Source organism: Azoarcus sp. PA01 (genome assembly GCA_001274695.2).
Taxonomy (GTDB): Bacteria; Pseudomonadota; Gammaproteobacteria; order Burkholderiales; family Rhodocyclaceae; genus Aromatoleum.
This window is the reverse complement of the sequence record LARU01000004.1, coordinates 342,961-368,587: the sequence shown is the minus strand read 5'-3', so window position 1 is coordinate 368,587 and position 25,627 is coordinate 342,961. Positions and strand designations below refer to the sequence as shown.

Annotated in this window: 24 protein-coding genes and 1 pseudogene; 15 read left to right on the top strand and 10 right to left on the bottom strand. The window is 65.8% G+C overall.

Annotated features, from left to right (window positions below; all coding sequences use genetic code 11):
• Positions 1 to 93 precede the first annotated feature (93 nt).
• From PA01_13865 to PA01_13850, 4 genes and pseudogenes are all read right to left on the bottom strand, one after another.
• Entirely contained in the window at positions 94 to 402 is a 309-nt protein-coding gene (locus PA01_13865) for a hypothetical protein (protein ID KON79590.1), read from the bottom strand.
• A gap of 5 nt (positions 403 to 407) precedes the next feature.
• Entirely contained in the window at positions 408 to 1,286 is an 879-nt protein-coding gene (locus PA01_13860) for a universal stress protein (GenBank protein KON79589.1), read from the bottom strand.
• A 13-nt stretch (positions 1,287 to 1,299) separates the two neighbouring features.
• Positions 1,300 to 2,775 (bottom strand): annotated as a pseudogene (locus PA01_13855) (SulP family inorganic anion transporter).
• A gap of 339 nt (positions 2,776 to 3,114) precedes the next feature.
• A complete protein-coding gene (locus tag PA01_13850; GenBank protein ID KON79588.1) occupies positions 3,115 to 3,921 on the bottom strand; it encodes an inositol monophosphatase in 807 nt (268 codons plus the stop codon).
• A gap of 80 nt (positions 3,922 to 4,001) precedes the next feature.
• Between PA01_13850 and PA01_13845 the strand changes: the two genes are divergently transcribed.
• From PA01_13845 to PA01_13790, 12 genes are all read left to right on the top strand, one after another.
• Positions 4,002 to 4,730 carry an RNA methyltransferase gene (locus PA01_13845; protein KON79587.1) on the top strand — a complete coding sequence of 243 codons (729 nt, stop codon included), beginning with the start codon at positions 4,002 to 4,004 and terminating at the stop codon, positions 4,728 to 4,730.
• A gap of 50 nt (positions 4,731 to 4,780) precedes the next feature.
• Positions 4,781 to 5,548: a serine O-acetyltransferase gene (gene cysE / locus PA01_13840; protein ID KON79586.1), complete on the top strand. Its 768-nt coding sequence runs from the start codon at positions 4,781 to 4,783 to the stop codon at positions 5,546 to 5,548.
• A gap of 114 nt (positions 5,549 to 5,662) precedes the next feature.
• Positions 5,663 to 6,145 carry a Fe-S cluster assembly transcriptional regulator IscR gene (gene iscR / locus PA01_13835; GenBank protein KON79585.1) on the top strand — a complete coding sequence of 161 codons (483 nt, stop codon included), beginning with the start codon at positions 5,663 to 5,665 and terminating at the stop codon, positions 6,143 to 6,145.
• Positions 6,146 to 6,161: 16 nt separating this feature from the next.
• Entirely contained in the window at positions 6,162 to 7,316 is a 1,155-nt protein-coding gene (locus PA01_13830) for a cysteine desulfurase (protein KON79584.1), read from the top strand.
• 23 nt (positions 7,317 to 7,339) lie between these two features.
• Positions 7,340 to 8,551: an IscS subfamily cysteine desulfurase gene (locus tag PA01_13825; GenBank protein ID KON79583.1), complete on the top strand. Its 1,212-nt coding sequence runs from the start codon at positions 7,340 to 7,342 to the stop codon at positions 8,549 to 8,551.
• Positions 8,552 to 8,576: 25 nt separating this feature from the next.
• The gene (gene iscU / locus PA01_13820) at positions 8,577 to 8,957 is read left to right on the top strand and encodes a Fe-S cluster assembly scaffold IscU (protein KON79582.1); all 381 of its coding nucleotides are present in this window, start codon (positions 8,577 to 8,579) and stop codon (positions 8,955 to 8,957) included.
• Between the two features lie 16 nt (positions 8,958 to 8,973).
• Positions 8,974 to 9,297 (top strand): iron-sulfur cluster assembly protein IscA, encoded by a 324-nt coding sequence (gene iscA / locus PA01_13815; GenBank protein KON79581.1) that lies wholly within the window; start codon positions 8,974 to 8,976, stop codon positions 9,295 to 9,297.
• 16 nt (positions 9,298 to 9,313) lie between these two features.
• Positions 9,314 to 9,847 carry a Fe-S protein assembly co-chaperone HscB gene (hscB, locus tag PA01_13810; GenBank protein KON79580.1) on the top strand — a complete coding sequence of 178 codons (534 nt, stop codon included), beginning with the start codon at positions 9,314 to 9,316 and terminating at the stop codon, positions 9,845 to 9,847.
• Positions 9,847 to 11,715: a Fe-S protein assembly chaperone HscA gene (hscA, locus tag PA01_13805; protein KON79579.1), complete on the top strand. Its 1,869-nt coding sequence runs from the start codon at positions 9,847 to 9,849 to the stop codon at positions 11,713 to 11,715. The genes hscB and hscA overlap by 1 nt, the downstream gene beginning before the upstream one ends.
• Positions 11,712 to 12,053, top strand: coding sequence for an ISC system 2Fe-2S type ferredoxin (gene fdx / locus PA01_13800; protein KON79578.1), 342 nt, complete (start codon positions 11,712 to 11,714; stop codon positions 12,051 to 12,053). The genes hscA and fdx overlap by 4 nt, the downstream gene beginning before the upstream one ends.
• Positions 12,053 to 12,247 carry a Fe-S cluster assembly protein IscX gene (gene iscX, locus PA01_13795; GenBank protein KON79577.1) on the top strand — a complete coding sequence of 65 codons (195 nt, stop codon included), beginning with the start codon at positions 12,053 to 12,055 and terminating at the stop codon, positions 12,245 to 12,247. The genes fdx and iscX overlap by 1 nt, the downstream gene beginning before the upstream one ends.
• A gap of 19 nt (positions 12,248 to 12,266) precedes the next feature.
• Positions 12,267 to 12,737, top strand: a complete 471-nt coding sequence (locus PA01_13790; protein KON80351.2) for a glutathione peroxidase — start codon at positions 12,267 to 12,269, stop codon at positions 12,735 to 12,737.
• Positions 12,738 to 12,835: 98 nt separating this feature from the next.
• Here PA01_13790 and PA01_13785 read toward each other — a convergent pair whose 3' ends face one another.
• From PA01_13785 to dapC, 6 genes are all read right to left on the bottom strand, one after another.
• Complete coding sequence (locus tag PA01_13785; GenBank protein KON79576.1) at positions 12,836 to 13,294, bottom strand: response regulator; 459 nt, start codon at positions 13,292 to 13,294, stop codon at positions 12,836 to 12,838.
• Positions 13,295 to 13,297: 3 nt separating this feature from the next.
• Positions 13,298 to 14,227: a 50S ribosomal protein L3 N(5)-glutamine methyltransferase gene (gene prmB / locus PA01_13780; GenBank protein ID KON79575.1), complete on the bottom strand. Its 930-nt coding sequence runs from the start codon at positions 14,225 to 14,227 to the stop codon at positions 13,298 to 13,300.
• Between the two features lie 2 nt (positions 14,228 to 14,229).
• Positions 14,230 to 15,384 carry a succinyl-diaminopimelate desuccinylase gene (gene dapE / locus PA01_13775; GenBank protein ID KON79574.1) on the bottom strand — a complete coding sequence of 385 codons (1,155 nt, stop codon included), beginning with the start codon at positions 15,382 to 15,384 and terminating at the stop codon, positions 14,230 to 14,232.
• Positions 15,385 to 15,409: 25 nt separating this feature from the next.
• A complete protein-coding gene (locus PA01_13770) occupies positions 15,410 to 16,594 on the bottom strand; it encodes a PilT/PilU family type 4a pilus ATPase (GenBank protein KON79573.1) in 1,185 nt (394 codons plus the stop codon).
• A 96-nt stretch (positions 16,595 to 16,690) separates the two neighbouring features.
• Complete coding sequence (dapD, locus tag PA01_13765; protein KON79572.1) at positions 16,691 to 17,512, bottom strand: 2,3,4,5-tetrahydropyridine-2,6-dicarboxylate N-succinyltransferase; 822 nt, start codon at positions 17,510 to 17,512, stop codon at positions 16,691 to 16,693.
• 13 nt (positions 17,513 to 17,525) lie between these two features.
• Positions 17,526 to 18,722, bottom strand: coding sequence for a succinyldiaminopimelate transaminase (dapC, locus tag PA01_13760; protein ID KON79571.1), 1,197 nt, complete (start codon positions 18,720 to 18,722; stop codon positions 17,526 to 17,528).
• 110 nt (positions 18,723 to 18,832) lie between these two features.
• Between dapC and smc the strand changes: the two genes are divergently transcribed.
• From smc to ligA, 3 genes are all read left to right on the top strand, one after another.
• Positions 18,833 to 22,360, top strand: coding sequence for a chromosome segregation protein SMC (gene smc / locus PA01_13755; GenBank protein KON79570.1), 3,528 nt, complete (start codon positions 18,833 to 18,835; stop codon positions 22,358 to 22,360).
• 115 nt (positions 22,361 to 22,475) lie between these two features.
• On the top strand, positions 22,476 to 23,588 hold the full coding sequence (locus tag PA01_13750; GenBank protein ID KON80350.1) for a ZipA: 1,113 nt from the start codon (positions 22,476 to 22,478) through the stop codon (positions 23,586 to 23,588).
• On the top strand, positions 23,588 to 25,624 hold the full coding sequence (ligA, locus tag PA01_13745) for an NAD-dependent DNA ligase LigA (protein ID KON79569.1): 2,037 nt from the start codon (positions 23,588 to 23,590) through the stop codon (positions 25,622 to 25,624). Before PA01_13750 ends, ligA begins: the two co-directional genes overlap by 1 nt.
• The last annotated feature ends 3 nt before the right edge of the window (positions 25,625 to 25,627 follow it).

Sequence of the window (25,627 nt, the reverse complement as noted above, 5' to 3'; positions counted from 1 at the left end):
CGGTTAATTGCATTTAACTTGAAAAAGGCTGGAAAGTCGTGCATGGCTTTACTGAAACGATCGCGCCCAGCGTGATGTGCGACACCGCGCCTTTCACGGCGTGAAGAAATGCTCCGGAAACGTGACATCGAGTTCCGCATCGCTCATGTCGACGGTTTCGATCAGCGCGCCGTGGGGCTGCGTAGCTCTGTACCTTGACTGGAAACCACGTCTCCTGCGAAACCCAAAGTCGGCATCGATGCACCCCGCCGACGCTGATCCCGGCACCACCTTCGATCTCGACCACTGTGGTCCACTGCTGGCCACTTCAGCGTCACCCAGCAGGGCCATGGTGCCGCCGGCGCGCAGCTCGGCAAGGTCCGCGAGAAGCGCGCCGACGTGGAAACGGTCGTCGTGTCGCACCCTGGCTAGCGCAGCAGCAGCGCGGGAATCGTTGCGGAGCGCAGCAGGTCGGAAGTCTTGCTGCCGAGGAACAGGCTGCGCAGCGGCGAGTGCGTGTAGGCGCCCATGATCAGCAGGTCGATGTGCTGATCCCGCACGGCCGTTGCGATAACGCTTTCGGCGTCCCCCGGAACCAGCGCTGCTGGCGCCTCGAAGCCGGCTGCTTCAAGCGTCTTGCGCGCCCATTCAAGCTGTTTCGGGGCTTCGGCGCTTTCCTTGCCGGACATCAAGAGGTGGACCGGAAGGCCGCGAAACAGCGGACTGGCGGCGACCATCTCGACGCCGCGCCGCGTCACGCTGCCCCCGTCGAACGCGATCATTGCCCGGCGCGGTTCGGTAAAACCTTCGGTGACGGCGAGAATCGGCTGGTGCAGCGCGCGCACCATGCGCTCGACGTTGCGCCCGAGATCGCGTTGGGTCGTCTCGGCCGACTCGCCGCGCCGGCCGAACACGAACAGGCGCACGCCTTCTTCCTGTTCGGCCACCGTCTCGTCGAGCGCACCGTGTCGCTGCCGCACGTCGGCCGCCGCGACGCCGGCGGCAATCGCGCGCTCGCGCAGCCGGTTCAGAAAAATCCGGCCGGTTTCGCGCGCGTTGCGACTGCGCGTCTCGTCCTGTTCCGAGAGTTCAGCGAGCAGCTGCTGCTGGGCGTCGAAGCCGATTGCGCCGCTGTGGTCCTCGCCGGAGCCGATCTCCGGGTGACGGTCGATGACGTGCAGGAACTCGAGCGGCGCGTCGAGACGCGGCGCGTCGAGACGCTGCGCGGCCCACGCGGCGTAGTCGGCGACGGTGTCGGCGAAATGCGACCGGTCGACACAGGCGAGCACTTTGGCGTCGGTTTTCATCGCGTTCAGTTCCTCAATGCCCCATCAACGCTTCGACGGCGTCGGGTTTGTCATGCACGGCGAAGCGATCGACCATCGTCGCGCTCGCCTCGTTGAGGCCGATCATCTCGACTTCGGTGCCTTCGCGGCGGAACTTGACGACCACCTTGTCGAGCGCGCTGACCGCGGTGATGTCCCAGAAGTGCGCGCGGCTGACGTCGATGACGACCTTCTCGATCACTTCCTTGAAGTCGAAAGCGGCGACGAAGCGGTCGGCCGACGCGAAGAACACCTGGCCGACAATGCGGTAGCGGCGCGCGCGGCCCTCGTCCTCCGACTTCGAGCCGATGTGCAGCACGAGGCCGACCTTGTGCGCGAAGAAGAAGCCGGACAGCAGCACGCCGACGAGCACGCCTTGGGCGAGGTCGTGCGTGAGCACGGTGACCGCGACAGTCGCCAGCATCACGACGCTGGAGCTCGTCGGGTGCTCGTGCAAGTTGCGGATCGAGGCCCAGTTGAAGGTGCCGATCGACACCATGATCATCACCGCGACGAGGGCCGCCATCGGAATCTGCGCGACCCAGTCGCCGATGAAGACCACCATGAGCAGCAGGAATACCCCGGCCGCGAGCGTCGACAGCCGGCCGCGGCCGCCGGATTTCACGTTGATCACCTATTGGCCGATCATCGCGCAGCCGGCCATGCCGCCGATGAAGCCCGACGCGATGTTCGCGACACCCTGGCCGACGCATTCGCGATTCTTGTCGCTGGTCGAGTCGGTCAGGTCATCGATGATCGACGCGGTCATCATCGACTCGAGCAGACCCACCACGGCGAGCGTCGCTGACACCGGGAAGATGATCCGCAACGTCTCGAACGTGAGCGGAATGTCGGGGATCAGGAACAGCGGCAGGCTGTCGGGGAGCTCGCCCATATCGCCGACGGTGCGAATGTCGAGTCCGAGCGCGAGCGCGACTCCTGTCAGCACGACGATCGCCACCAGCGGCGAGGGCACCGCTTTCGTCAGGTACGGGAACAGATAGATGATGCCCAGACCCGCTGCGACCATCGCATAGACGTGCCAGGTCACGTCGGTGAGCTCCGGCAGTTGCGCCATGAAGATCAGAATGGCCAGCGCATTGACGAAGCCGGTGATCACCGAGCGCGACACGAAGCGCATCAGCTCGCCGAGTCGCACGAGGCCGGCGACGATCTGCAGCACGCCGGTCAGGATCGTCGCGGCGAGCAGGTACTGCAGCCCGTGGTCGCGCACGAGCATGACCATCACCAGCGCCATCGCACCGGTCGCGGCCGAGATCATCCCCGGCCGCCCCCCGGTGAACGCGATGATGGTGGCGATGCAGAACGAGGCGTACAGCCCCACTTTGGGGTCGACGCCGGCGATGATCGAGAAGGCGATCGCCTCGGGGATCAGCGCGAGCGCGACGACGAGGCCCGCGAGCAGATCGTTGCGGACGTTGGAAAACCAGTCCTGTTGCAATGACTTCATGATGTTGATGATGTCCGTCGTTGTTCCGCTACGAGGCTGCTGCCACGGGGAAAGCAGGCCGATCACGGCTGGTCTTTCGCTGTCGCTGCCGACAGCAAAACGCAAGCGTTCGCAGAGGGCGAAAACGAAGGAAAACGCCGGCGATCGGGATGTAGCCTCGCGCGAGTGAAGGGGGAAGGGGCTTGGCTCGCGGAGGGAAGAGGTCTACACCGGTAAGAACTCCGATTCGCGGGTAAAAATGAATGTTCGGACCATCGTGCTTGTACGCGGCCTGCTGCAGCGCAGCAAACGGAGCATTCCGTGTCGCCCCGTCCGTCGCGTACGATTTTGCGGTTTTCTTCAGGCCCGGGTCGAGGCCGTGCGATGCGGCTGGATCACCTGCAGCAACTGCCCGAACACTTTCGGCGTTCCGGCGACGATGTTGCCGGTTTCCATATAGGCCGCCTCACCCGCGAGGTCGCTGATGAGGCCGCCGGCTTCCTGAATCATCAACGCGCCCGCCGCCATGTCCCAGGGCTGCAGGCCCATTTCCCAGAAACCGTCGAGCCGGCCGCACGCGACGTAGGCGAGGTCGAGCGCCGCGGCGCCCGGACGGCGGATGCCGGCGGTCTTCTGCGTCAGGTCCTTGAACATTCCCAGGTACGCGTCGATGTTGTCGAACTCGCGGTACGGGAAGCCGGTGCCGATGAGGGCCTCGTTCAGCCGCGTGCGCTTCGACACGCGGATGCGACGGTCGTTGAGGAAGGCGCCGCGGCCTTTCGTCGCGGTGAACAGCTCGTTGCGCGTCGGATCGAAGACGACTGCCTGCTCGAGCACTCCGTTCTTCGCCAGCGCGATCGAGATGGCGTACTGCGGAAAGCCGTGGATGAAGTTCGTCGTGCCGTCGAGCGGATCGATGATCCACTGATATTCGCTGTTCGCGGACTCGGCAGACTCCCCGGACTCCTCTGCTAGAATGCCGTGCTCCGGGTAGGCGTCGCGCAGCACTTCGATGATGGCCGCCTCGGCGGCCTGGTCCACTTCGGTGACGAAATCGTTCGGCGACTTGGTCTGGACAGTCAGGATGTCCAGCTGCATCGAGGCCCGGTTGATGACGGTACCCGCACGGCGGGCGGCTTTCACTGCAATGGTCAGGGTGGGATGCATGCGCGTCGGTCTCGCTTGCGGAAGGCTGCCCGGAAGGGGCCTCCGCTTAAGAAAATTCGAAAAAAACACAAGATTTTAATATGAACGGCGCCATCGCGCTTGACCGTATCCGTATCGTGCTTTCACGCACGAGCCATCCCGGCAATATCGGCGCTGCCGCGCGTGCGATGAAGACGATGGGGCTCTCCCGTCTGTATCTCGTCGCGCCGTCTGCGTTCCCGGACCCCATCGCGGATGCGCGCGCGTCCGGCGCGACCGACTTGCTCGAGCGCGCCTGCGTCGTCGATTCGCTCGACGAGGCGCTGCACGGCACGATCCTGTCGGCGGCGATCACCGCGCGGCGGCGCGAGCGCTCGGTGCCGGTGCGCAGCGCGCGCGAAGCGGCACCCGAGCTCGTCGCGTTTGCCGAAAAAGGCGACGTGGCCCTGGTGTTCGGCACGGAGATGAGCGGACTGACGAACGAGGAAGTCGAACGCTGCTCGATGCCGGTGTCGATCCCGGCGAACCCGGTTTTTTCATCGCTGAATCTGGGCGCAGCGGTGCAGCTGCTGTGCTACGAACTGCGGATGGCCGCGCTGTCGCCGACGCCTCCCGCCGAGCCCTTGCCCGAGCTCGCGACTTTCGAGGAAATCGAGGGCTTTCACCGGCATCTCGAGCGGGCGATGACGGCGAGCGGCTTCTACGATCCGGCCAATCCCAAGCGCCTGCTGCAGCGCCTCAGGCGCCTGTTCGGGCGCGTGCGGCTCGAGAAGGAGGAAGTCAATATCCTCCGCGGCATCGTCGGTGCACTCGAACGCAAGCCCGACTAAACTAGTCGGGAATTCACTACTGCAACGAAGTTTCCTGGAGCAAATCACCCATGTTCAGCCGCCTGCGCGAAGACCTGGCCAGCGTTCGCGAACGCGACCCCGCCGCCCGCTCGACCTGGGAAGTGCTGACCTGCTATCCCGGCGTGCATGCACTCCTGTTCCACCGCCTCGCGCACGCTGCGTGGACCCGCGAACTGTTCTGGATCGGCCGTTTCGTCAGCCATATCTCGCGCTTCCTGACCGGCATCGAAATCCATCCGGGGGCGACGATAGGCCGGCGCGTGTTCATCGACCACGGCATGGGTGTGGTCATCGGCGAGACCGCCGAGGTCGGCGACGATTGCACGATCTATCAGGCGGTCACGCTCGGCGGAACTTCGCTGTATCGCGGCACCAAGCGCCACCCGACGCTGGGCAACGGCGTGGTCGTCGGCGCCGGCGCGAAAGTGCTCGGCGGCTTCACCGTCGGGGATGGCGCACGCATCGGCTCCAATGCCGTCGTCGTCAAGCCGGTGCCGGCCGGAACCACCGCGGTCGGCAATCCAGCCCGCATCATCGACCCCGAGCGCGCCGATGCGCGTGACAAGGCGCGCGAGCAGAAGGCCGAGCAGATGGGCTTCTCGGCATATGGCGTGACCAGGCAGATGGACGACCCGATCGCGAAAGCGATGCACGGCCTGCTCGATCACGCAGTCGAAACCGACCGTCGTATTCAGCTGCTCGTCGAACAGCTCGAAAAGGCCGGCGTGAGGCTCGATTCCACGATCGAGCAGAGCGACGAGTTCGATGCGCAGCGCCTCTCGAAGATGGTTGATTGACCGCGCCGCGATCGGCCCGTGGAGTAGTTGACCGATTTTGTCGGGTTACGTATAGTCGAGTGAAACGTTCGGGTATTTACCCGACCGGCAATCTCCGCCATGCGAGGAGCTAACATGAGACTCACCACCAAGGGACGATTCGCGGTAACCGCCATGATCGATCTGGCATCGCGCCAGAGCGAAGGCCCCGTCACGCTGGCGGGCATCGCCGAGCGTCAGAAAATCTCGTTGTCCTACCTGGAACAGCTGTTCGGAAAGCTGCGCCGCCACAAGCTGGTGTCGAGCGTGCGCGGCCCCGGCGGCGGTTACCGCCTTGCCCGTGACATGAGCCGGATCACCGTCGCGGACGTCATCGTCGCGGTGGACGAACCGCTCGACGCGACCCAGTGCGGCGGCCGGCAGAATTGCCACGACGAACAACGTTGCCTGACCCACGACCTGTGGGCGAACCTGAACAAGCGGATGTACGAGTACCTCGATTCGGTGACGCTCGCGGCGCTGGTGATGCGCGAAGTCAAGGCCGAAACGGAGACCAGCGTGCTGAAGGACGTGCGGCGCCGTGCGATGATCTCGGTGCGCGAAGTGGCGGCTGCGTAAAGCGGAAGCATAAGCGATGTTCGCGCCCGTCTACCTCGACTGGAACGCCACCACGCCGCTCGACCCTGTCGTGCGCGCGGCAATGCTGCCGTGGCTCGATGCGCGTTTCGGCAATGCGTCGAGCCGGCACGAGTACGGGCGGCAGGCGAGGGCGGCGATCGACGAGGCGCGTGCTCGGGTCGCGGCGGCAGTCGGTGCGCATCCGACCGAGGTGATTTTCACGAGTTGCGGCTCCGAAGCGAACAACCTCTTCATCAAGGGCGCCGCGGCGCTGATGAAACCGGGGCTCGTCGCGATCGGGGCGATCGAGCATCCGTGCGTGCGCGAGCCGGCAAGACAGCTGCGGCGCGGCGGGTGGACGCTGCGCGAAATCGCCGTCGATGCCGCCGGGCGAATCGATCGCGACGACTGGATGGCGGTGCTCGAAGCGAAGCCGGCGCTGCTTTCGGTGATGCTGGCGAACAACGAGACCGGGGTGCTGCAGGATGTCGCCGCCCTCGCGCACGATGCACGAACGACCGGGGCGTGGTTTCATAGTGATGCGGTGCAGGCGCTCGGCAAGATTCCCGTCGACTTCCGTGCGCTCGGCGTGCACGCGATGACGCTTTCCGGGCACAAGATCGGCGGTCCGCTCGGCGCCGGCGCGCTGGTGATCGACAAACGGATCGAGCTGGCACCGCAGATTGCCGGAGGCGGTCAGGAGCGCGGCCTGCGCTCCGGGACCGAGAACGTCGCGGCGATCGTCGGTTTCGGCGTCGCCTGCGAACGTGCGACGGCGCGGCTCGAAGACGAAGCGCGACGGCTGGCCGGTTTGCGGGATCGGCTCGAAGCGGGCCTGGTCGCGAGCGGCATGAGAATTTTCTCGGCCGAGGCACCGCGGCTGCCGAACACGACGTTTTTCGCTGCCGACGGTTTCGATGGCGAAACGCTGGTCGCGAAGCTCGACCGTGCGGGTTTCGCGTGCGCGAGCGGGTCGGCGTGCTCGAGTGCGAACCCCGAGCCGTCGCATACCTTGCTCGCGATGGGCGTCGGACACGACGCCGCGCGCGGTGCCGTGCGCGTGAGCCTCGGCCGCGACACGACCCTCGCGGACGTCGAAGGCTTCCTCGCAGCCTTCGAACGCCTGACGAACGAACTGAATAATCTGGCCGCAATGGCGGTCCAATCTTGAACGCAGATCGACGGAGGAACCCGATGCTCAAGTTTCCGATTTACCTGGACTACTCCGCCACGACGCCGGTCGATCCGCGCGTGGCGCAGGCGATGATCCCGTGGCTCACCGAGCATTTCGGCAACCCCGCCAGTCGCTCCCATGCTTATGGGTGGGAAGCCGAGAAGGCCGTCGAAGACGCGCGCGAGGAGGTGGCCCGGCTGGTCAATGCCGATGCCAAGGAAATCGTGTGGACGTCGGGCGCGACCGAGTCGAACAACCTCGCGATCAAGGGGGCGGCCCAGTTCTACAAGGGCAAGGGCAAGCACATCATCACGCTGAAGACCGAGCACAAGGCAGTGCTCGACACGTTCCGCGAACTCGAGCGCCAAGGCTTCGAAGCGACCTATCTGGACGTGCAGGAGAACGGCCTCGTCGACCTGTCGGCGCTGAAGGATGCGATCCGGCCCGACACCGTGCTGGTGTCGGTGATGTTCGTCAATAACGAGATCGGCGTGATCCAGCCGATCGCCGAAATCGGCGAGATCTGCCGCGAAAAAGGCATTGTCTTCCACGTCGATGCGGCGCAGGCGACCGGCAAGGTCGAGATCGACCTGTCGAAGCTGAAGGTCGACCTGATGTCGTTCTCGGCGCACAAGACCTACGGCCCGAAAGGCATCGGCGCGCTGTACGTCCGGCGCAAGCCGCGCGCACGCCTCGAAGCGCAGATGCATGGCGGCGGCCACGAGCGCGGGCTGCGTTCCGGCACGCTCGCGACGCACCAGATCGTCGGCATGGGCGAAGCTTTCCGCATCGCACGCGAGGAGATGAAGACCGAAAACGAGCGCATCCGCGCGCTGCGCGACCGGCTGATGAAAGGCTTGCAGGACATCGACGCGACCTACATCAACGGCGACGTCGAACACCGCGTGCCGCACAACCTGAACATCTCGTTCGCATACGTCGAAGGCGAATCGCTGATCATGGCGATCAAGGATGTCGCCGTGTCGAGCGGTTCGGCCTGTACATCGGCGAGCCTCGAGCCGTCCTACGTGCTGCGCGCGTTGGGCCGCAACGACGAACTCGCACACAGCTCGATCCGGTTTACGATCGGGCGCTTTACCACCGAAGAAGAAGTCGACTACACGATCGACCTGCTGCACAAGAAGATCGGCAAGCTGCGCGAACTGTCCCCGCTGTGGGAAATGGTCCAGGACGGCGTCGATCTGGACAGCGTGCAGTGGGCTGCACACTGAACGAAAATCCCCAGGAGAAGACAACATGGCATATAGCGAAAAAGTGTTGGATCACTACGAGAATCCTCGCAATGTCGGCGCTTTCGGCAAGGAAGACGAAGGCGTCGGGACCGGCATGGTTGGCGCGCCCGCGTGCGGCGACGTCATGAAGCTGCAGATCAAGGTCGGCAAGGACGGTGTCATCGAGGACGCGAAATTCAAGACCTACGGTTGCGGTTCGGCGATCGCCTCGAGCTCGCTCGTGACCGAATGGGTCAAGGGCAAGACCGTCGAGCAGGCGCTGGAGATCAAGAACACCCAGATTGCCGAGGAACTCGCGTTGCCGCCGGTCAAGATCCATTGCTCGATCCTTGCGGAAGACGCGATCAAGGCGGCAGTGGCGGACTACAAGAAAAAGCAAGGCTGATCCGGGAGACTGAACGATGAGCGTCACACTGAGCACCAACGCGGCCAAGCATGTGTCGGACTTCATGGCCAAGCGCGGCAAGGGTGTCGGCATCCGCCTGGGGGTCAAGACCTCGGGCTGTTCGGGCATGGCCTACCGGCTCGAGTTCGTCGATGAGATGCATGACGAGGACCTGATCTTCGAAAGTCATGGCGTCAAGGTCATCGTCGACCCGCAAAGCCTCGCCTACCTCGACGGCACTGAGCTCGATTTCGTCCGCGAAGGTCTGAACGAAGGCTTCAAGTTCAACAACCCGAACGTCAAGGACGCTTGCGGTTGCGGCGAAAGCTTCAACGTCTGAACTCCGAGCAACGCCCATGAGCATCGACCTGCAACAGGATTTCTTCGCCCTTTTCGGCCTGCCGCGGCGTTTTCGCGTTGACGAAGCGGCGCTGGAGATGGCTTATCACGATCTGCAGGGGCAGGTTCATCCCGACCGTTTCGCGCACCTGCCGGACGTCGAGAAACGCCTGTCGATGCAATGGGCGACACGGGTGAATGAAGGTTTTCGGACCCTGCGCAAGCCGCTTCCACGCGCGCAATACCTGCTCGAGCTCGCCGGCGTCGATGCCGGGCTGCACACCAACACCGCAATGTCCTCCGCGTTCCTGATGGAGCAGATGGAGTGGCGCGAAGCGGTCGAGGAGGCGCGCGCGGCCGGCGAGGGGCACGAGCTCACGCAGCTGCATCACCGGCTGCGTCATCACGCGCGGGAAGTGTTCGACGAACTCGAACGCACCATCGACGAGCGCCATGACTTCGCGGCGGCTGCCGAAATCGTCCGCCGGCTGATGTTCATGGAAAAAATCCAACACGAGATCGACGACGCCCTCGAGGCGCTGGAGACCTGATGGCCCTTCTGCAAATCGCTGAACCCGGCCAGTCCGCCGAGCCGCACAAGCACCGGCTCGCGGTTGGAATAGACCTGGGTACGACCAATTCTCTCGTTGCGACCGTTCGCAACGGCATCGCCGTGTGTCTCGCCGACGAGGCGGGCCGTTCGATGCTGCCGTCGATCGTCCGCTACCACCCCGATGGGCGGGTCGAAGTCGGCCACACTGCTGCCGCTGCCCACGCCACCGACCCGAAGAACACGATCATGTCGGTAAAGCGCTTCATGGGGCGCGGCCTGAAGGACGTCTCGCACGTCGAATCGACGCCGTACGACTTCATCGACGCGGGCGGCATGGTGCGGCTCCGTACCGTGCAGGGCGTGAAGACGCCGGTCGAGATCTCGGCCGAAATCCTGAAGGTGCTCGCCGCCCGCGCCGAGGCGAGCCTCGGCGGCCCGCTGACCGGCGCGGTCATCACCGTGCCTGCGTATTTCGACGACGCCCAGCGGCAGGCGACGAAGGACGCGGCGAAACTCGCCGGACTGAACGTGCTGCGTCTCCTCAATGAACCGACGGCGGCGGCAGTCGCGTACGGACTCGACAATGCTTCCGAGGGCGTCTACGCGATCTACGACCTGGGCGGCGGCACGTTCGACCTGTCGATCCTGAAACTGTCGCGCGGCATTTTCGAAGTGCTCGCGACCAACGGCGACGCCGCGCTCGGCGGCGACGACTTCGATCACCGCCTGTTCTGCTGGGTTCTCGACAAGGCCGCGATCGAGCCGCCTACGAGCGACGACTCGCGCCGTTTGCTGATGAAGGCGCGCGAAGCGAAGGAACTCCTGACCGCGAGCGAGGAAGCTCCGATCCGCGCCAAGCTGTCGTCGGGCGAGGAGGTCAATCTGGTCGTCACACGCGAGGAGTTCGCGGCGATGACGCAGCACCTGATCGCCAAGACGATGACGCCGATGCGCAAGGTTCTGCGCGATGCGGGCCTCGGCCCCGAAGACATCAAGGGCGTCGTGATGGTCGGCGGGGCGACCCGCATGCCGCACGTGCAGCGTGCGGTCGCCGAGTTCTTCGGCCAGGAGCCGCTGACGAACCTCGACCCCGACAAGGTCGTCGCGCTCGGCGCGGCGATCCAGGCCAACGTGCTCGCCGGCAACCGCAAGGACGACGACGAGTGGCTGCTGCTCGACGTGATTCCGCTGTCGCTCGGCCTGGAGACGATGGGTGGGCTGACCGAAAAAGTCGTGCCCCGCAACTCGACGCTGCCGATCGCGCGGGCGCAGGAGTTCACGACATTCAAGGACGGGCAGACCGCGATGGCTTTCCATGTCGTGCAGGGCGAGCGCGAGCTGGTCAAGGATTGCCGCTCGCTCGCACGCTTCGAACTGCGCGGCATTCCGCCGATGGTCGCGGGCGCCGCGCGCATCCGCGTCGCGTTCCAGGTCGATGCCGACGGGTTGCTGTCGGTGTCCGCCCGCGAAATGTCGTCGGGAGTCGAGGCGAGCGTGCTGGTGAAACCTTCGTACGGCCTGACCGACGACGAGATCGCCGGCATGCTGAAGGAAGGCGTCGAGCACGTCGGGGACGACATGCATGCGCGAGCCCTGCGTGAACAGCAGGTCGAGGCCGAACGCGTCATCGAGGCGACGACTCACGCGCTGGAGCAGGATGGTGCGCTCCTCGATGCCGACGAGCGCGCGGCGATCGAAGCGGCGATCGCCGCGCTGAAGCAGCTGGTGACGGGTGATGATCCGCGTGCGGTCAAGAAAGGCATCGAGGCACTGGCCCGTGCCACCGATGAATTCGCCGCGCGCAGGATGGACAACAGCATCCGTTCGGCGCTGGCCGGCCACAAGGTTGATGAGATCCAGGTATGACCCAGATCATCGTGCTACCCCACGTCGAGCTCTGTCCCGAAGGCAGCGTCATCGAGGCAGAACCAGGCAAATCGATCTGCACCACGTTGCTCGAGCACGGCATCGAGATCGAACACGCGTGCGAACAATCGTGCGCCTGCACGACTTGCCACGTCATCGTCCGCGAAGGCTTCGACAGCTTGCCCGAGGCCGAGGAAACCGAGGAAGACCTGCTCGACATGGCATGGGGACTCGAGCCGCAATCGCGCCTGTCGTGCCAGGCAATCGTCGGCGAGACGCCGCTGGTGATCGAGATTCCCCGCTACACGATCAACATGGCCCGGGAGGGCAAACACTGATGAAGTGGACCGAAGTGCAGGAGATCGCGATCCAGCTCTCCGAACGCCATCCCGAAACGGATCCGACGAAAGTCAATTTCGTGGATCTGATGCAGTGGACGATCGCGCTGCCGGAATTCGACGACGACCCGAAGCATTGCGGCGAGCGCGTGCTCGAAGCCATCCAGCAGGCCTGGATCGACGAGGTCGCCTGAAGTGAACACTCCCGCCAGCGTGTTCGATTTCGAAACGAGGCGGCTCGACGGCGCGCCGATGCCGCTCGCGCAGTTTCGCGGCAAAGTGCTGCTGATCGTCAACACCGCGAGCGCATGTGGTTTCACGCCGCAGTACACGGCGCTGCAGGAACTGCACGACAGGTTCGCGCCGCGCGGCTTTTCGGTGATCGGATTTCCGTGCAACCAGTTTGGTGGACAGGAGCCGGGCGGGGCGGAAGAAATCACCGCGTTCTGCGCGAAGAATTACGGCGTCAGCTTCCCGCTCGGCGAGAAAATCGACGTGAAGGGCGACAACGCACATCCGCTGTACCGACATCTCACGTCGGTCGCGCCCGGCATTCTCGGTACCGAAGCGATCAAGTGGAACTTCACGAAGTTCCTGGTCGACCGCGACGGCCAGGTCGTCGCGCGTTTCGCCCCGGCGACGAAACCGGAAAGCATCGCAGGCGACATCGAAGCACTGCTGTAGTTCGCATGGGCGGATCCCATTCCCGCACCTGTTCCTTGTTGACTCTGTTTCACGTAACCATCCGGGTTCGCCGGAGGCTCCTGCCGTGAGTCAAGTAGTCAGTAAAGGCCGTTGCCGGAAGGATCCGCGGTTTCGTTCAGCGCCAGCCAGTACGTGACGATCTGCCCGACCGCGTGGATGAAACGGTCGAAATCGACGGGCTTGCGGATGTAGCTGTTCGCGCCGAGCCGGTAGGCTTCGTGGATGTCCTGCCTTTCGCGCGAAGTGGTGAGAATGACCACCGGCAACAAGCCCGTGTGTTCGTCCGCCCGCATCCGGCGCAGCACTTCGAGGCCGTCGATCCGCGGCAGCTTCAGGTCGAGCAGCACCACGGACGGCATCAGCGAGAGGTCGCGGCCCTCGTAGCTGCCGGTCCCGAACAGATAATCGATCGCTTCCACCCCGTCGCGCGCGACGACGACAGGATTGCGGATGCTGTTCTTGCTGAAGGCCCGCAACATCAGGGCTTCGTCATCGGGGTTATCTTCAACGAGCAGGATCGGGCGTTCAGCGGGCATTTTTTACTCCGGTAATTCGTCGGCGCGCAGCACGAAAACCATGTCGTCCCCTCCCTTGGCCGAAAGCCAGACCGGCGAAAGTTCAGGGAAGGCCTCTTCGACGAGGTGTCGATTGTGGCCGACCTCGACCGCCAGCACGCCACCCGGATTCAGGTGCGCTTTCGCGCCCGCGACCAGGCGGCGGACGATGTCCAGCCCGTCCTCGCCAGCAGCAAGCGCCATGCGCGGCTCGTGCAGGTATTCGGGCGGCAGCGTCGCCATCGCGTCTGAGGTGACGTACGGCGGATTGCTGATGATGAGATCGAAGGTGCGCCCCGCAAGCCCGTTGAACACATCGCTTTTGAGTAGCTCGATGCGGTCGTCGAGATCGTAGTCGGACACATTCGCACGCGCGACTTGCAGCGCGTCGTCGGAAAGATCGGCGCCGACGATTTGCGCATTCGGGAACGCATGCGCCATCAGGATCGCCAGACAGCCCGACCCGGTGCACAAGTCGAGCGCCGAAGTGACCTCTTCAGCATCGTCGATCCACGGGGCGAAACCGTCCTCGAGCAGTTCGGCGAAAAAGGAGCGGGGAACGATCACGCGCTCGTCGACCTGGAAACGGAAGTCCCCCAGCCAGGCTTCCCCGGTAATGTACGCGGCCGGCACTCGCTCGGCCGCGCGGCGCTCGATGACCGCGAACAGCGACTCGCGCTCGTCAGCCGTGATGCAGGCATCGAGGAACGGCTCGAGCCGGTCGAGCGGCAGCGACAACGTGTGCAGCAGCAGCCACACCGCTTCGTCGTAAGCATCCCCGCACCCATGGCCGAAGAACAGCCCGGCGCGATTGAAGCGCGTGACCGCGTAGCGCAGCCAGTCGCGCAGCGTGACCAGTTCGCCGAGCGGGCCGTGGTCGTGTTCGTGTTCAGTGTCGTCGTGGAGGTCGGACATCTTCAGTCTCGGTGGGGCAGCAGCAACGCGTTCAGCGTGCGCTCGTAGATCGCGGAAAGGGGTTCGATCGCGTCGACGGCGACGCTCTCATTCACCTTGTGGATGGTGGCATTGACCGGGCCGAACTCGACCACCTCGCTACAGATGTCGGCAATGAAGCGGCCGTCGGAAGTGCCGCCGCTCGTCGACAGTTCGGTTTCGGCCCCGGTCGTGTCGCGGATCGCGTCGGACAGGGCTTCGACCAGCTTGCCGCGAGCCGTCAGAAACGGTTTTCCGGACAGGTGCCAGTCGAGCTCGTAGTCGAGTCGATGGCGGTCGAGCACCGCATGGGTGCGCTGCCGCAGCTCGTCCGCGCTGCTGACCGAGGCGAAGCGGAAATTGAACGCCACCTCGCACGTGCCGGGAATGACGTTGTTCGCGCCGGTGCCGGCGTGGATGTTCGACACCTGCCAAGTCGTCGGCGGAAAGAACTCGTTGCCTTCGTCCCAGCGCATGCTCGCCAGCTCGGCGAGCGCCGGAGCGAATTCGTGGATCGGGTTGCGCGCGCGCTGCGGGTACGCGACATGCCCCTGAACGCCCTTGACCCGCAGCGTGCCGGACAGCGAGCCGCGCCGCCCGTTCTTGATCGTGTCGCCGAGCGTATTGACCGAAGTCGGCTCGCCGACGACGCAATAGTCGAGGCGCTCGCCGCGCGCCGCGAGCGCCTCGACGACCTTGACCGTGCCGTGCGTCGCGATGCCTTCCTCGTCGGACGTCAGCAGCAACGCGATCGAACCGGCGTGGTCCGGATGTGCTGCGACGAAGCGTTCGATCGCCGTGACGAAAGCGGCGAGCGAAGTCTTCATGTCCGCCGCGCCGCGCCCGAACAACTGGCCGCCGCGGACCGTCGGCTCGAACGGCGGCGAATCCCAGCCTTCGAGCGGACCGGCCGGCACGACGTCGGTGTGCCCCGCGAAACACAGCACGGGCGCAGTGTCGCCGCGCCGCGCCCACAGGTTGCAGACTCCGCCGCCGTCGATGCGCTCGAAGCGGAAGCCCAGCGGCGTCAGCCGGGCTGCGAGCAGATCGAGGCAGCCGCAATCGTCCGGAGTTACGGACGGGCGCGAGATGAGTTCGCAGGCGAGTCTGAAAGTGTCGTCGGATGGAACAGGAGTCATGGTTTTCGGTAAGTCGTTGTGCCGTTCAAGGCTTCGTGCTGTCGTCGAGGTGCAGTGCGAAGTCACTGAAAGGCCGGTTTTCCGGCTCTTTCCGGGCGAAATCGAGGCTTGGCGAATCGTCGCTCCCGTCCTGCGCATTCGGCGCGTTGCCGAACTGCGCATTGTTGATCAGCCACGACAGGTTCGTCGGCGAGTCCGCGTTCGCGAGCGCTTCCTCGAACGTCACCGTGCCTTCGTGGTAGAGCCGGTAAAGGTCCTGCTCGAAAGTCTGCGATCCGGGCGCGAGGCTCTGCTGCATCGCCTCCTTGACCTCGCCCAGTTCGCCGCGCTCGATCAGTTCGGCGACGTGCCGCGTGTTCATCAGGATCTCGACCGCCGGAACGCGTACGCCGTCGGGCTTGCGCACGAGCCGCTGCGAGACGATGCACTTGAGCGCCACCGCCAGGTCGAGGAACAGCAGCGAGCGGTTCTCGAGCGGGAAGAAGTTCACGATGCGGTTGAGCGCGTGGTAGGCGTTGTTCGCATGCAGCGTCGCCAAACACAGGTGGCCGGTCTGGGAATAGGCCAGCGCCGCCTGCATCGTCTCGCGATCGCGGATTTCCCCGATCAGGATGCAGTCGGGCGCCTGGCGCATCGCGTTGCGCAGCGCATCGTGCCAGCTGTGGGTGTCGATGCCGACTTCCCGCTGATTGACGATCGACTTGCGGTGCTGGAAGAGATACTCGATCGGGTCTTCGACGGTGAGGATATGGCCGGAACGGTTCAGGTTGCGATGATCGATCATCGACGCGAGCGTCGTCGACTTGCCCGAGCCGGTCGCGCCGACGACGAGCACCAGACCGCGTTTTTCGGTGACCACCTCGGCGAGCGCCGGGGGCAGGCCGAGCGAATCGAGGGTCGGAATGTCGGCCTGGATAAAGCGTACGACGATGCCGATGCTGTGCCGCTGCCAGAACAGATTGACGCGGAAGTTGCCCAGCTCGCGGCGCCCGAACGACAGATTGAGCTCCCTCACGCGTTCGAACGTGTCGATCTGCTCCGGCGTCATCATCTCGTAGATCATCCGCTTGATCATGGGCGGCTCCATGACCTGCTGGTTGATCGGCAGCGTGACGCCCTGGATCTTGACATGGATCGGGGCGCCGGCCGAGATGAAAATGTCCGACGCGCGTTTTTCCGCCATCAACTGGAACAGCTTGTCGAAAATCATCGCGGCGGGTCTCCGGAACGGAAAAAGGGAGGTGCGGACCGTGGTGCCGGCCGGACCGCCCGTCGGCCCGGCTCAGCGACCGCCCGATAGCGGGAATCAGGCGCCGCGCAACAGCTCGTTGATGCCGGTCTTCGCGCGCGTCTGCGCATCGACGCGCTTGACGATCACGGCGCAGTACAGGCTGTACTTGCCGTCGGCCGACGGCAGGCTGCCCGGCACGACGACGGCACCGGAGGGGACGCGGCCGTAAGTGATCTCGCCGGTGGCCCGGTCGTAGATCTTCGTGCTCTGGCCGATATACACGCCCATCGACAACACGGCGTTCTCTTCGATGATCACGCCTTCGACGACTTCGGAGCGGGCGCCGACGAACACGTTGTCCTCGATGATGACGGGGCCGGCCTGCACCGGTTCGAGCACGCCGCCGATGCCGACGCCGCCCGACAGATGGACGTTCTTGCCGATTTGCGCGCACGAGCCGACCGTCGCCCACGTGTCGACCATCGTGCCTTCATCGACGTAGGCGCCGATGTTCACGTACGACGGCATCAGCACGACGTTGCGGCCGATGAAGCTGCCACGGCGCGCGACCGCCGGCGGCACGACGCGAAAACCCCCTTCGCGGAACTGCTCGGGCGTGTAGTCGCCGAACTTGGTCGGCACCTTGTCGAAATACTGGTTCGTGCCGCCCGCCATGACTTCGTTGTCGGCGAGGCGGAACGAGATCAGCACGGCCTTCTTGATCCACTGGTTGACGGTCCAGTTGCCGTCGATCTTCTCCGCGACGCGCAGGCGCCCGGCGTCGAGTCCGGCGATGACCGACGCGACTGCGTCGCGCACCGCCGCCGGCGCGGCCGAAGGGGAGAGGTTCGCGCGGTTCTCGAACGCCTCGTCGATGATCTTTTGCAGGTCTTGCATGGGGAGTTTTCCGTTATGGGAGAGATTGGCAGAAAGCGGCGATGCGCTCGGCCGCCTCGACGCATTCGGCAGTCGGGGCGACGAGGGCGATGCGCACGAAGCCGGCGCCCGGATTGACGCCGTTGGCCTCGCGGGCGAGGAAGCTGCCCGGCAGTACCGTGACATTATATTCACCCTGCAGGCGCCGGGCGAACTCGGTGTCCGGGAGCGGCGTCTGCGCCCACAGGTAGAACCCGGCGTCGGGCCGCTCGACTTTCAGGTGGCGCGCGACGAGGGGCGTGACACGATCGAATTTCTCGCGGTACAGCCGGCGGTTGTCGACGACGTGCGCTTCGTCGTTCCAGGCGGCGACCGAAGCGGCCTGCACGGCCGGGTTCATCGCGCAGCCGTGGTAAGTGCGATAGCGCAGGAAAGCCTTGAGCACGGCGGCGTCGCCGGCGACGAACCCGGAGCGCATGCCCGGCACGTTCGAGCGCTTCGACAGGCTCGAGAACGTCACGAGATTGCGGAAGTCACCGCGACCGAGCTCCTGCGCGGCCTGCAGCGCGCCGACCGGAGGCGCGTTTTCGTCGAAATAGATCTCGGAATAGCACTCATCGGCAGCGATCACGAAGCCGTGGCGGTCGGAAAGCTCGAACAGGCGCGCCCACTCGTGCAGCGACAGCACGCGTCCGGTCGGATTGCCCGGCGAGCAGACGAACGCCAGCTGGACATCGCGCCACACCGACTCCGGCAGCGAATCGAAGTCCGAACCGAAACGGTTTTCGGGCAGGTTGTTGAGGAACACCGGCTCGGCACCGGCGAGGAGCGCCGCGCCTTCGTAGATCTGGTAGAACGGGTTCGGGCACAGCACTTTCGCGGCGCCGCCGCGGCTGTCGACGATGCACTGCGCGAACGCGAACAGCGCTTCGCGCGATCCGTTGACCGGCAGCACCTGGGTCGCGGCGTCGACCGCGGGCAGCCCGTAGCGCCGCTCGAGCCAGCCGGCGATCGCGCCGCGCAGCGCGTCGCTGCCCTGGGTGGCGGGATAGGCTGCGAGGCCGTCGAGATTGTCGATCAGCGCCTGCGTGATGAAAGCCGGCGTCGCGTGCCGCGGCTCGCCGATCGACAGCCGGATCGGGGCCAGGCCGGCGGGCGGGGCGAGTCCGTCGAACAGCTTGCGCAATTTTTCGAAAGGGTAGGACTGCAGTCGGTCGAGGTTGGGATTCACGTCAATTGTGTCGGCATATTTCGGGGCACCGGCCGCGGGGCCGTGGATCGGGGATGTTATCATGACGCGCTTTCGACAGCCCTGAACCGACCGTTCACCCTCGTTCCGACGTGCGTCTTTCCAAGCTCAAACTCGCCGGTTTCAAGACCTTCGTCGACCCGACCACCGTCCTCACTCCCGGCAACCTCGTCGGGGTCGTCGGGCCGAACGGCTGCGGCAAGTCGAACATCATCGACGCGGTGCGCTGGGTGCTCGGCGAAACGCGCGCGAGCGCGCTGCGCGGCGAGTCGATGCAGGACGTGATTTTCAACGGCTCGACGACGAGAAAACCGGTGTCGCGGGCGAGCGTCGAGCTGGTGTTCGACAACGCCGAAGGGCGCGCAGCGGGGCAGTGGTCGCGCTACGCCGAAATCTCGGTCAAGCGGGTGCTCGACCGCAGCGGCGAATCGACGTATTACCTCAACAACGTCCACGTGCGCCGCAAGGACGTCATCGACCTGTTCCTCGGCACCGGACTCGGGCCGCGCGCTTACGCGATCATCGAGCAGGGCATGATCTCGCGGATCATCGAGGCGCGGCCGGAGGAAATCCGCGGCTTTCTCGAAGAAGCCGCGGGCGTCACGAAATACCGCGAGCGGCGCCGCGAGACCGAAGGCCGGCTGTCCGATGCGCGCGACAACCTCACCCGGCTCGACGACATCCGCATGGAGCTCGGCGAGCGCATCGGCCACCTCGACGCACAGGCCGCGATCGCAGACCGTTTTCGCGCGCTGAGCGCTGCGCATACCGAGCGCCAGCAGCTGTTGTGGCTGCTCAAGCGCAACGACGCCCGCAGCGAGCAGGTGCGCTTGCAAGTCGAACTCAACGAGCTGTCGGCGAAGATGGAATCCGACAGCGCGCGGCTTCAGGAACTCGAAAACGCGGTCGAATCGGGCCGCGCAGCGCATTTTTCGGCGTCCGAGGCGACGCACGCGGCACAGAGCGACCTGGCCGCGATCTGCGCCGAAGTCAGCCGGCTCGAAGCCGAGCTTCGGCACGTCGAGGACGCGCGCAAGCGTCTCGAAGCCCGTCTCGCCCAGCTCGCGGTTGACGAAGCGCACTGGCGCGCCCGCGGTGACGCACTCGACAGCGACCGCGAGCGCTGGAGCGCATTGCTGGAAAACGCCGCGCTGCGCGCCGAGCAGGCTGAAGCACGCCATGCCGAAGTGGCCGAGCGCCTGCCGGAAGCGGAGTCCGCGCGCCAGGCGGCGGACGCCACGGTCGCGGCCGCACGCCGGGAACTCGGCCAGACCGAGCAGCAGCTGCGCGTCGGCGAAGCGAACCGGGCAAACGCCGCGCGCGCGCTCGATGCGCTCGCGCAGCGACGGGCGCGGCTGCTCGGCGACGGCAGCGCGATCGACGGGCCGGACGAGGCGGCGCTCGCCCAGCAGGAAGCCCGGCTCGACACGCTGCGCGACGAGCACGACGCCCGCCAGCAGGATCTCGTGCAGACACAGTCCCGCCTCGCGCAAGCCCAGGCGACGCTGAAAACCGCGCTCGACGGGGAACGTCAGGTGCAGCGCCGGCTGACCGAGTTGCGCGCCCGGCGCGACGCGCTGGTGCAACTGCAGGCGAAAGTGCAGTCGCAAGGGCAGCTCGGCGACTGGCTGAAGCGCCACCGCCTCGCCGAGCTGGCGCCGCTGTGGCGTGCCCTGCGAGTCGATGCAGGCTGGGAAACCGCCGTCGAGGCGGTGCTGCGCGAGCGGCTCGCCGCGCTCACCGGTGCCGTCGACGACGCGGCGCGAGCAATGTTCGACGAGGCTCCGCCGACCGCATTCGCAATCGCGTTCGCCGGTGCGGACGTGCCGCTCGCACCGCTCGAGCCCCCTTCGGGCGCGACGGCGTTGATCGACCGGGTGCACCTGTCGGAGGCAGCGCTTCGGTCCGCGTTGGCCGAGGGGCTGCACGGCTGTTTTGCGGTCGACGCGCTCGAACCGTGGCTCACTCGGCGCGCCGAACTCGCTTCCGGCACCTGCCTCGTCGGTCCGCAGGGGCAGCTCCTGACTCGCCATGCGCTCATCCATTACGTGCCGGACAGCCGCACGCACGGCGTCATCGAACGCCAGCGCGAAATCGACACGCTCGCGGATCGCCAGCGCGCGCTGGAAGCCGAGGCACAGCAGGCGCACGACACGCTGCTCGAAGCCGAAGCGATCGCGTCCGACCTGCAGGAGCGCGGCAACGCGCTGCGGCGCGAGCTGCAATCGATGCAGCAGCAGATCCACGCCGAACAGGTCGGGCTGCTGAAGCTGACGCAGGCACGCCAACGCGCCGAAGAGCGCCGCGCACAGCTCACGCGTGATCTCGACGACCTTGTGCACCTCGAAGCCGTCGAGCGCCAGCAGCTCGAGCGTGCCGAAACCGAACAGGCGCGTTCGGCCGAACTGGCCGAACTGCAGCGCGAGCGGCTCGACGCCGCGATGGAAGTGCTCGCCGAGCGCGACAACCTGCTGCGCGAGACGCGCGCGCTCGATCAGGCGACGGCGCGGGACCTGCAGGAAGCGCGTTTCTCCGAGCGCGAATGTGCCGGCAAGCTCGAGGACATCGCCCGCAACACAGCGCTTGCGGCCGAACAGCTCGACCGCATCGCCACCGAGCTCGACGCCTGCCGCCATGAACTCGACGGGATCGACTGCAGCCGCTGCCGCGACGCCCTGCACGAAGCGCTGACGCTGCGCCAGCGCCGCGAGACGGCGCTTTCGGCGCGGCGCGACGCGCTGGAGCAGGCCGCTTCCGTGCTCAAGCAGACCGAGGAGCTGCGCCTGCGAACCGAGCGCGAGGCGGCGCCCGCGCGCACCCGCATCGCCGAGCTGCGGCTGGGCGTCCAGGCGGCGGAGCTTGCGGTGGCGCAGTTCGACGAGCGCCTCGCCGAAGCGCAGGCCGACGAAGCGACGCTGCAGCCGCTGCTGACCGCGGACTTGCGCGAGGCCGCGCTGGTACGCGAAGTGGCACGGCTGGCGCGCGAGATCGCCGAACTCGGACAGGTCAACCTCGCCGCGCTCGACGAGCTGCGCAGCGCGCAGGAGCGCAAAGGTTATCTCGACGCGCAGAACGAGGACTTGAGCCAGGCGATCGTCACCCTCGAGGACGCGATCCGCCGCATCGACCGCGAAACGCGCGAGCAGCTGCAGGACACCTACAATACCGTCACGCAGCATTTCGGCACGCTGTTCCCGCAGCTGTTCGGCGGTGGCCAGGCCAGGCTGGTGCTGACCGGCGATGAAATTCTCGACGCCGGCATCCAGATCGTCGCCCAGCCGCCGGGCAAGAAAAACACCTCGATACATCTGCTTTCCGGTGGCGAAAAGGCGCTGACGGCGATTGCGTTGGTATTCTCGATGTTCCAGCTCAACCCCGCGCCGTTCTGCATGCTTGACGAGGTCGATGCGCCACTGGACGATACCAACACCGAACGCTATTGCCAGATGGTAAAACGCATGTCATCGCAAACACAGTTCGTTTTCATCAGCCACAGCAAGATCACGATGGAAATCGCGCAGCAGCTGGTCGGCGTGACGATGCAGGAACAAGGCGTTTCGCGGGTCGTGGAAGTGGATATCGAAGAGGCGCTGCGCCTGGCCGAGCCGGCGGCAGCCTGACGCACGAACGGGTCCCGGTCTGCCGCACCGGCGGCGGACCGATTCTTTTGTATACAGGATCAACTGGTGACGATTCCCGCCCTGCGGCGACGAAGCGTTCACAACGGGAATGAAGATGGATAGCGAATTGCAGATCGGATTGGCCGCGCTCGGCATGACGGCAGTCGTGGGCATCATCGCGTACAACAAGTGGCAGGAACGCAAGCATCGGCGCCAGGCGGAGCAGGCGTTCAAATCCGAGCACCGCGACGTGCTGCTCGAACCGCACGAGGCCTCGCCGCAAGGCGAACGCGTCGAACCCTGGACGACCGAATTTCCGTCCCCGGATGCGAATCCCGCTCCGGCGGCGATCTCCCATCCGGCAGCGCATGCGCCGGTGGGGCGGGTGACGCCCGGATTGCCGTCGGCGATTGATCCGCGCATCGACTGCGTGATCCGCATCGAATCGATCGAACTGCTCCACGCTCCGCGCCTGTGGGCGGCACAAAGCGAACAGTTGCAGGGAATTTCGAAGCCGGTTCGGTGGTTCGCCTTCGACGATGCCGAAAACCTGTGGCGCCCGCTGACCGCCCATTCCGCGGGCTCGTTCCACTGGTTCTGCGCGGCGATGCAGCTCGTCGACCGGCACGGGCCGATCGGCGAAAACGATTTCATGCATTTTTCGGGCGGCGTGCAGCGTGTCGCCGAGCAGTTCCTCGCCGTGCCGACCGACCTGCCGACGCGCGCCGAGGCGCTGCGCAACGCCGCCGACCTGGACCAGTTCTGCGCCGGCGTCGACGTGCAGATCGGCGTCAATATCGTCAGCCACAACCAGCCTTTCGCCGGCACGAAGATCCGCGCGCTGGCCGAAGCGAGCGGCATGACGATCGGCGATGACGGCATGTTCCACGCCCGCGACGAAAGCGGCCACACGCTGTTCACGCTCAGCAACATGGAGCCCGCGCTCTTTGCCGCCGACGAGATGCGCAACCTCACGACGCAAGGCCTGACGTTCGTCATCGACGTGCCGCGCGTCGCCAACGGCGTCGTCGTGTTCGACCACATGATGCAACACGCGAGCCATATGGCCGACGCGCTGCAGGGCAGCGTCGTCGATGACAATCGCGCCCCGTTCGGACCGGACGCGGCGCTGCTGATCCGTTCGCAAATCCAGCAATTCCAGGCGCAGATGGCCGATTCCGACGTCCCCGCGGGCAGTCCGCTGGCGTTGCGCCTGTTCTCCGCCTGATGTCCGCTGCGCCTGAAGACGTCGAGCGCGCCGCGCAGCTGCGGCGGGAGCTCGAAGCGCACGACTACGCATACTACGTCCTCGACGCGCCGACGGTGCCCGATGCGGAATACGATCGCCTGTTCCGCGAACTCGACGCGCTCGAACGCCGATACCCCGAGCTGCTCGTGCCTGATTCGCCGACCCGGCGCGTCGGCGGGGCGCCGGTGTCCGGGCTCGTGCCGGTGCGCCACGCGGTGCCGATGCTGTCGATCCGCACCGAGACCGACACCACCAGCGGCGGCGTGATCGCGTTCGACACGCGCGTGCGCAACGCGCTCGAACTCGGCCCGGACGCGCCGCCGGTCGAATACCTCGGCGAGCTCAAGTTCGACGGCCTCGCGATCAGCCTGCGCTACGAGAATGGCGTGCTGGTGCGCGCGGCCACGCGCGGCGACGGTTACACCGGCGAGGACGTCACGCACAGCGTGCGCACGATCCGGCAGATCCCGCTGCGGCTCGCCGGCCGGCCACCAAAGCTGATCGAGGTGCGCGGCGAGATCTACATGCGGCGCGAGGCGTTCGAGCGGCTCAATGCGCGGCAGAGCGAAGCCGGCGGCAAGGTGTTCGTCAACCCGCGCAACGCAGCTGCCGGCGCCGTGCGCCAGCTCGACGCGCGCATCGCCGCGCAGCGCCCGCTGTCGTTCTTCGCGTACGGCTTCGGCGAGAGCAATGGCTGGGATGTGCCGGCAACGCAGGGCGAGATGCTCGACGCGCTCGCGGCGTTCGGCATTCCGGTATGCGAGCACCGCGTCGTCTCGTCCGGGCCCGACGGGCTGATCGCATTCCACGATCGCATCGCCGCCGCGCGCGACAGCCTGCCCTACGACATCGACGGCGTCGTCTACAAGGTCAATCGCTTCGAGCTGCAGCGCCGCCTCGGTTTCGTCACGCGCGAACCGCGCTGGGCGGTCGCGCACAAGTATCCGGCGCAGGAAGAGATCACCGAGCTCGTCGATATCGAGATCCAGGTCGGGCGCACCGGCGCGCTGACGCCGGTCGCACGGCTGAAGCCGGTCTTTGTCGGCGGCGTGACGGTGACGAACGCGACGCTGCACAACGAAGAGGAAATCCAGCGCAAAGGGCTGCTGATCGGCGACCAGGTCATCGTGCGCCGTGCCGGGGATGTCATTCCGCAGATCGTCGCGCCGGTCGTTGAGCGCCGCGACGGCAGCGAACGCCCGTTCGTGATGCCGCAGACCTGCCCGGTGTGCGGCTCGCACGCCGAGAAGCAGCCCGACGAGGCAGTGACGCGCTGCTCGGGCGGGCTTTTCTGCCCGGCGCAACGCAAGCAGGCGCTGCTGCATTTTGCCGGCCGCCGCGCGATGGACATCGAGGGGCTCGGCGACAAACTCGTCGATCAACTCGTCGACGGCGGCATCGTCAAAACACCGGCCGACCTGTATCGGCTCGGGCTGGTGAAGCTCGCGAACCTGCCGCGGATGGCGGACAAGTCGGCAGCGAACCTGCTCGCGGCGATCGAGAAAAGCCGCCATGCGACGCTGCCCCGCTTCATCTTCGCGCTCGGTATCCGCAACGTCGGCGAGGCAACGGCGAAAGAGCTCGCGCGGCACTTCGGTTCGCTCGACGCGCTGATAAACGCCGATGTCGAGCGACTGCAGCAGGTCCCCGATGTCGGGCCGATCGTCGCACTCAGCATTGCCGGATTCTTCGCTGAAATGCACAACCGCGAAGTCATCGAGCAATTGCGCGCGGCGTGCGTGCACTGGGACGAAGGTGCGCCCGCAGTCGCCGCTGACGGCGCTGCGAGCGGCAAGACTTTCGTGCTCACCGGAGCGCTGCCGACGATGAGCCGCGACGACGCGAAAGCGCTGATCGAAGCGCATGGCGGAAAAGTCAGCGGCTCGGTGTCGAAGAAGACCGATTACGTGGTCGCCGGCGCCGACGCAGGCTCGAAGCTCGCGAAGGCGCAGGAGCTCGGGGTGGCGATCCTCGACGAAGACGGCCTGCGTCGCGTGCTCGAACAGCCAGCATGACGG

Excerpts from the sequence above, each read along its gene's own strand:
- PA01_13860 (KON79589.1), bottom strand. The coding sequence starts at position 1,286 with ATGAAAACCGACGCCAAAGTGCTCGCCTGTGTCGACCGGTCGCATTTC.
- PA01_13850 (KON79588.1), bottom strand. The coding sequence starts at position 3,921 with ATGCATCCCACCCTGACCATTGCAGTGAAAGCCGCCCGCCGTGCGGGT.
- PA01_13845 (KON79587.1), top strand. The coding sequence starts at position 4,002 with ATGAACGGCGCCATCGCGCTTGACCGTATCCGTATCGTGCTTTCACGC.
- cysE (KON79586.1), top strand. The coding sequence starts at position 4,781 with ATGTTCAGCCGCCTGCGCGAAGACCTGGCCAGCGTTCGCGAACGCGAC.
- iscR (KON79585.1), top strand. The coding sequence starts at position 5,663 with ATGAGACTCACCACCAAGGGACGATTCGCGGTAACCGCCATGATCGAT.
- PA01_13830 (KON79584.1), top strand. The coding sequence starts at position 6,162 with ATGTTCGCGCCCGTCTACCTCGACTGGAACGCCACCACGCCGCTCGAC.
- PA01_13825 (KON79583.1), top strand. The coding sequence starts at position 7,340 with ATGCTCAAGTTTCCGATTTACCTGGACTACTCCGCCACGACGCCGGTC.
- iscU (KON79582.1), top strand. The coding sequence starts at position 8,577 with ATGGCATATAGCGAAAAAGTGTTGGATCACTACGAGAATCCTCGCAAT.
- iscA (KON79581.1), top strand. The coding sequence starts at position 8,974 with ATGAGCGTCACACTGAGCACCAACGCGGCCAAGCATGTGTCGGACTTC.
- hscB (KON79580.1), top strand. The coding sequence starts at position 9,314 with ATGAGCATCGACCTGCAACAGGATTTCTTCGCCCTTTTCGGCCTGCCG.
- hscA (KON79579.1), top strand. The coding sequence starts at position 9,847 with ATGGCCCTTCTGCAAATCGCTGAACCCGGCCAGTCCGCCGAGCCGCAC.
- fdx (KON79578.1), top strand. The coding sequence starts at position 11,712 with ATGACCCAGATCATCGTGCTACCCCACGTCGAGCTCTGTCCCGAAGGC.
- iscX (KON79577.1), top strand. The coding sequence starts at position 12,053 with ATGAAGTGGACCGAAGTGCAGGAGATCGCGATCCAGCTCTCCGAACGC.
- PA01_13785 (KON79576.1), bottom strand. The coding sequence starts at position 13,294 with ATGCCCGCTGAACGCCCGATCCTGCTCGTTGAAGATAACCCCGATGAC.
- prmB (KON79575.1), bottom strand. The coding sequence starts at position 14,227 with ATGTCCGACCTCCACGACGACACTGAACACGAACACGACCACGGCCCG.
- dapE (KON79574.1), bottom strand. The coding sequence starts at position 15,384 with ATGACTCCTGTTCCATCCGACGACACTTTCAGACTCGCCTGCGAACTC.
- PA01_13770 (KON79573.1), bottom strand. The coding sequence starts at position 16,594 with ATGATTTTCGACAAGCTGTTCCAGTTGATGGCGGAAAAACGCGCGTCG.
- dapD (KON79572.1), bottom strand. The coding sequence starts at position 17,512 with ATGCAAGACCTGCAAAAGATCATCGACGAGGCGTTCGAGAACCGCGCG.
- PA01_13750 (KON80350.1), top strand. The coding sequence starts at position 22,476 with ATGGATAGCGAATTGCAGATCGGATTGGCCGCGCTCGGCATGACGGCA.
- ligA (KON79569.1), top strand. The coding sequence starts at position 23,588 with ATGTCCGCTGCGCCTGAAGACGTCGAGCGCGCCGCGCAGCTGCGGCGG.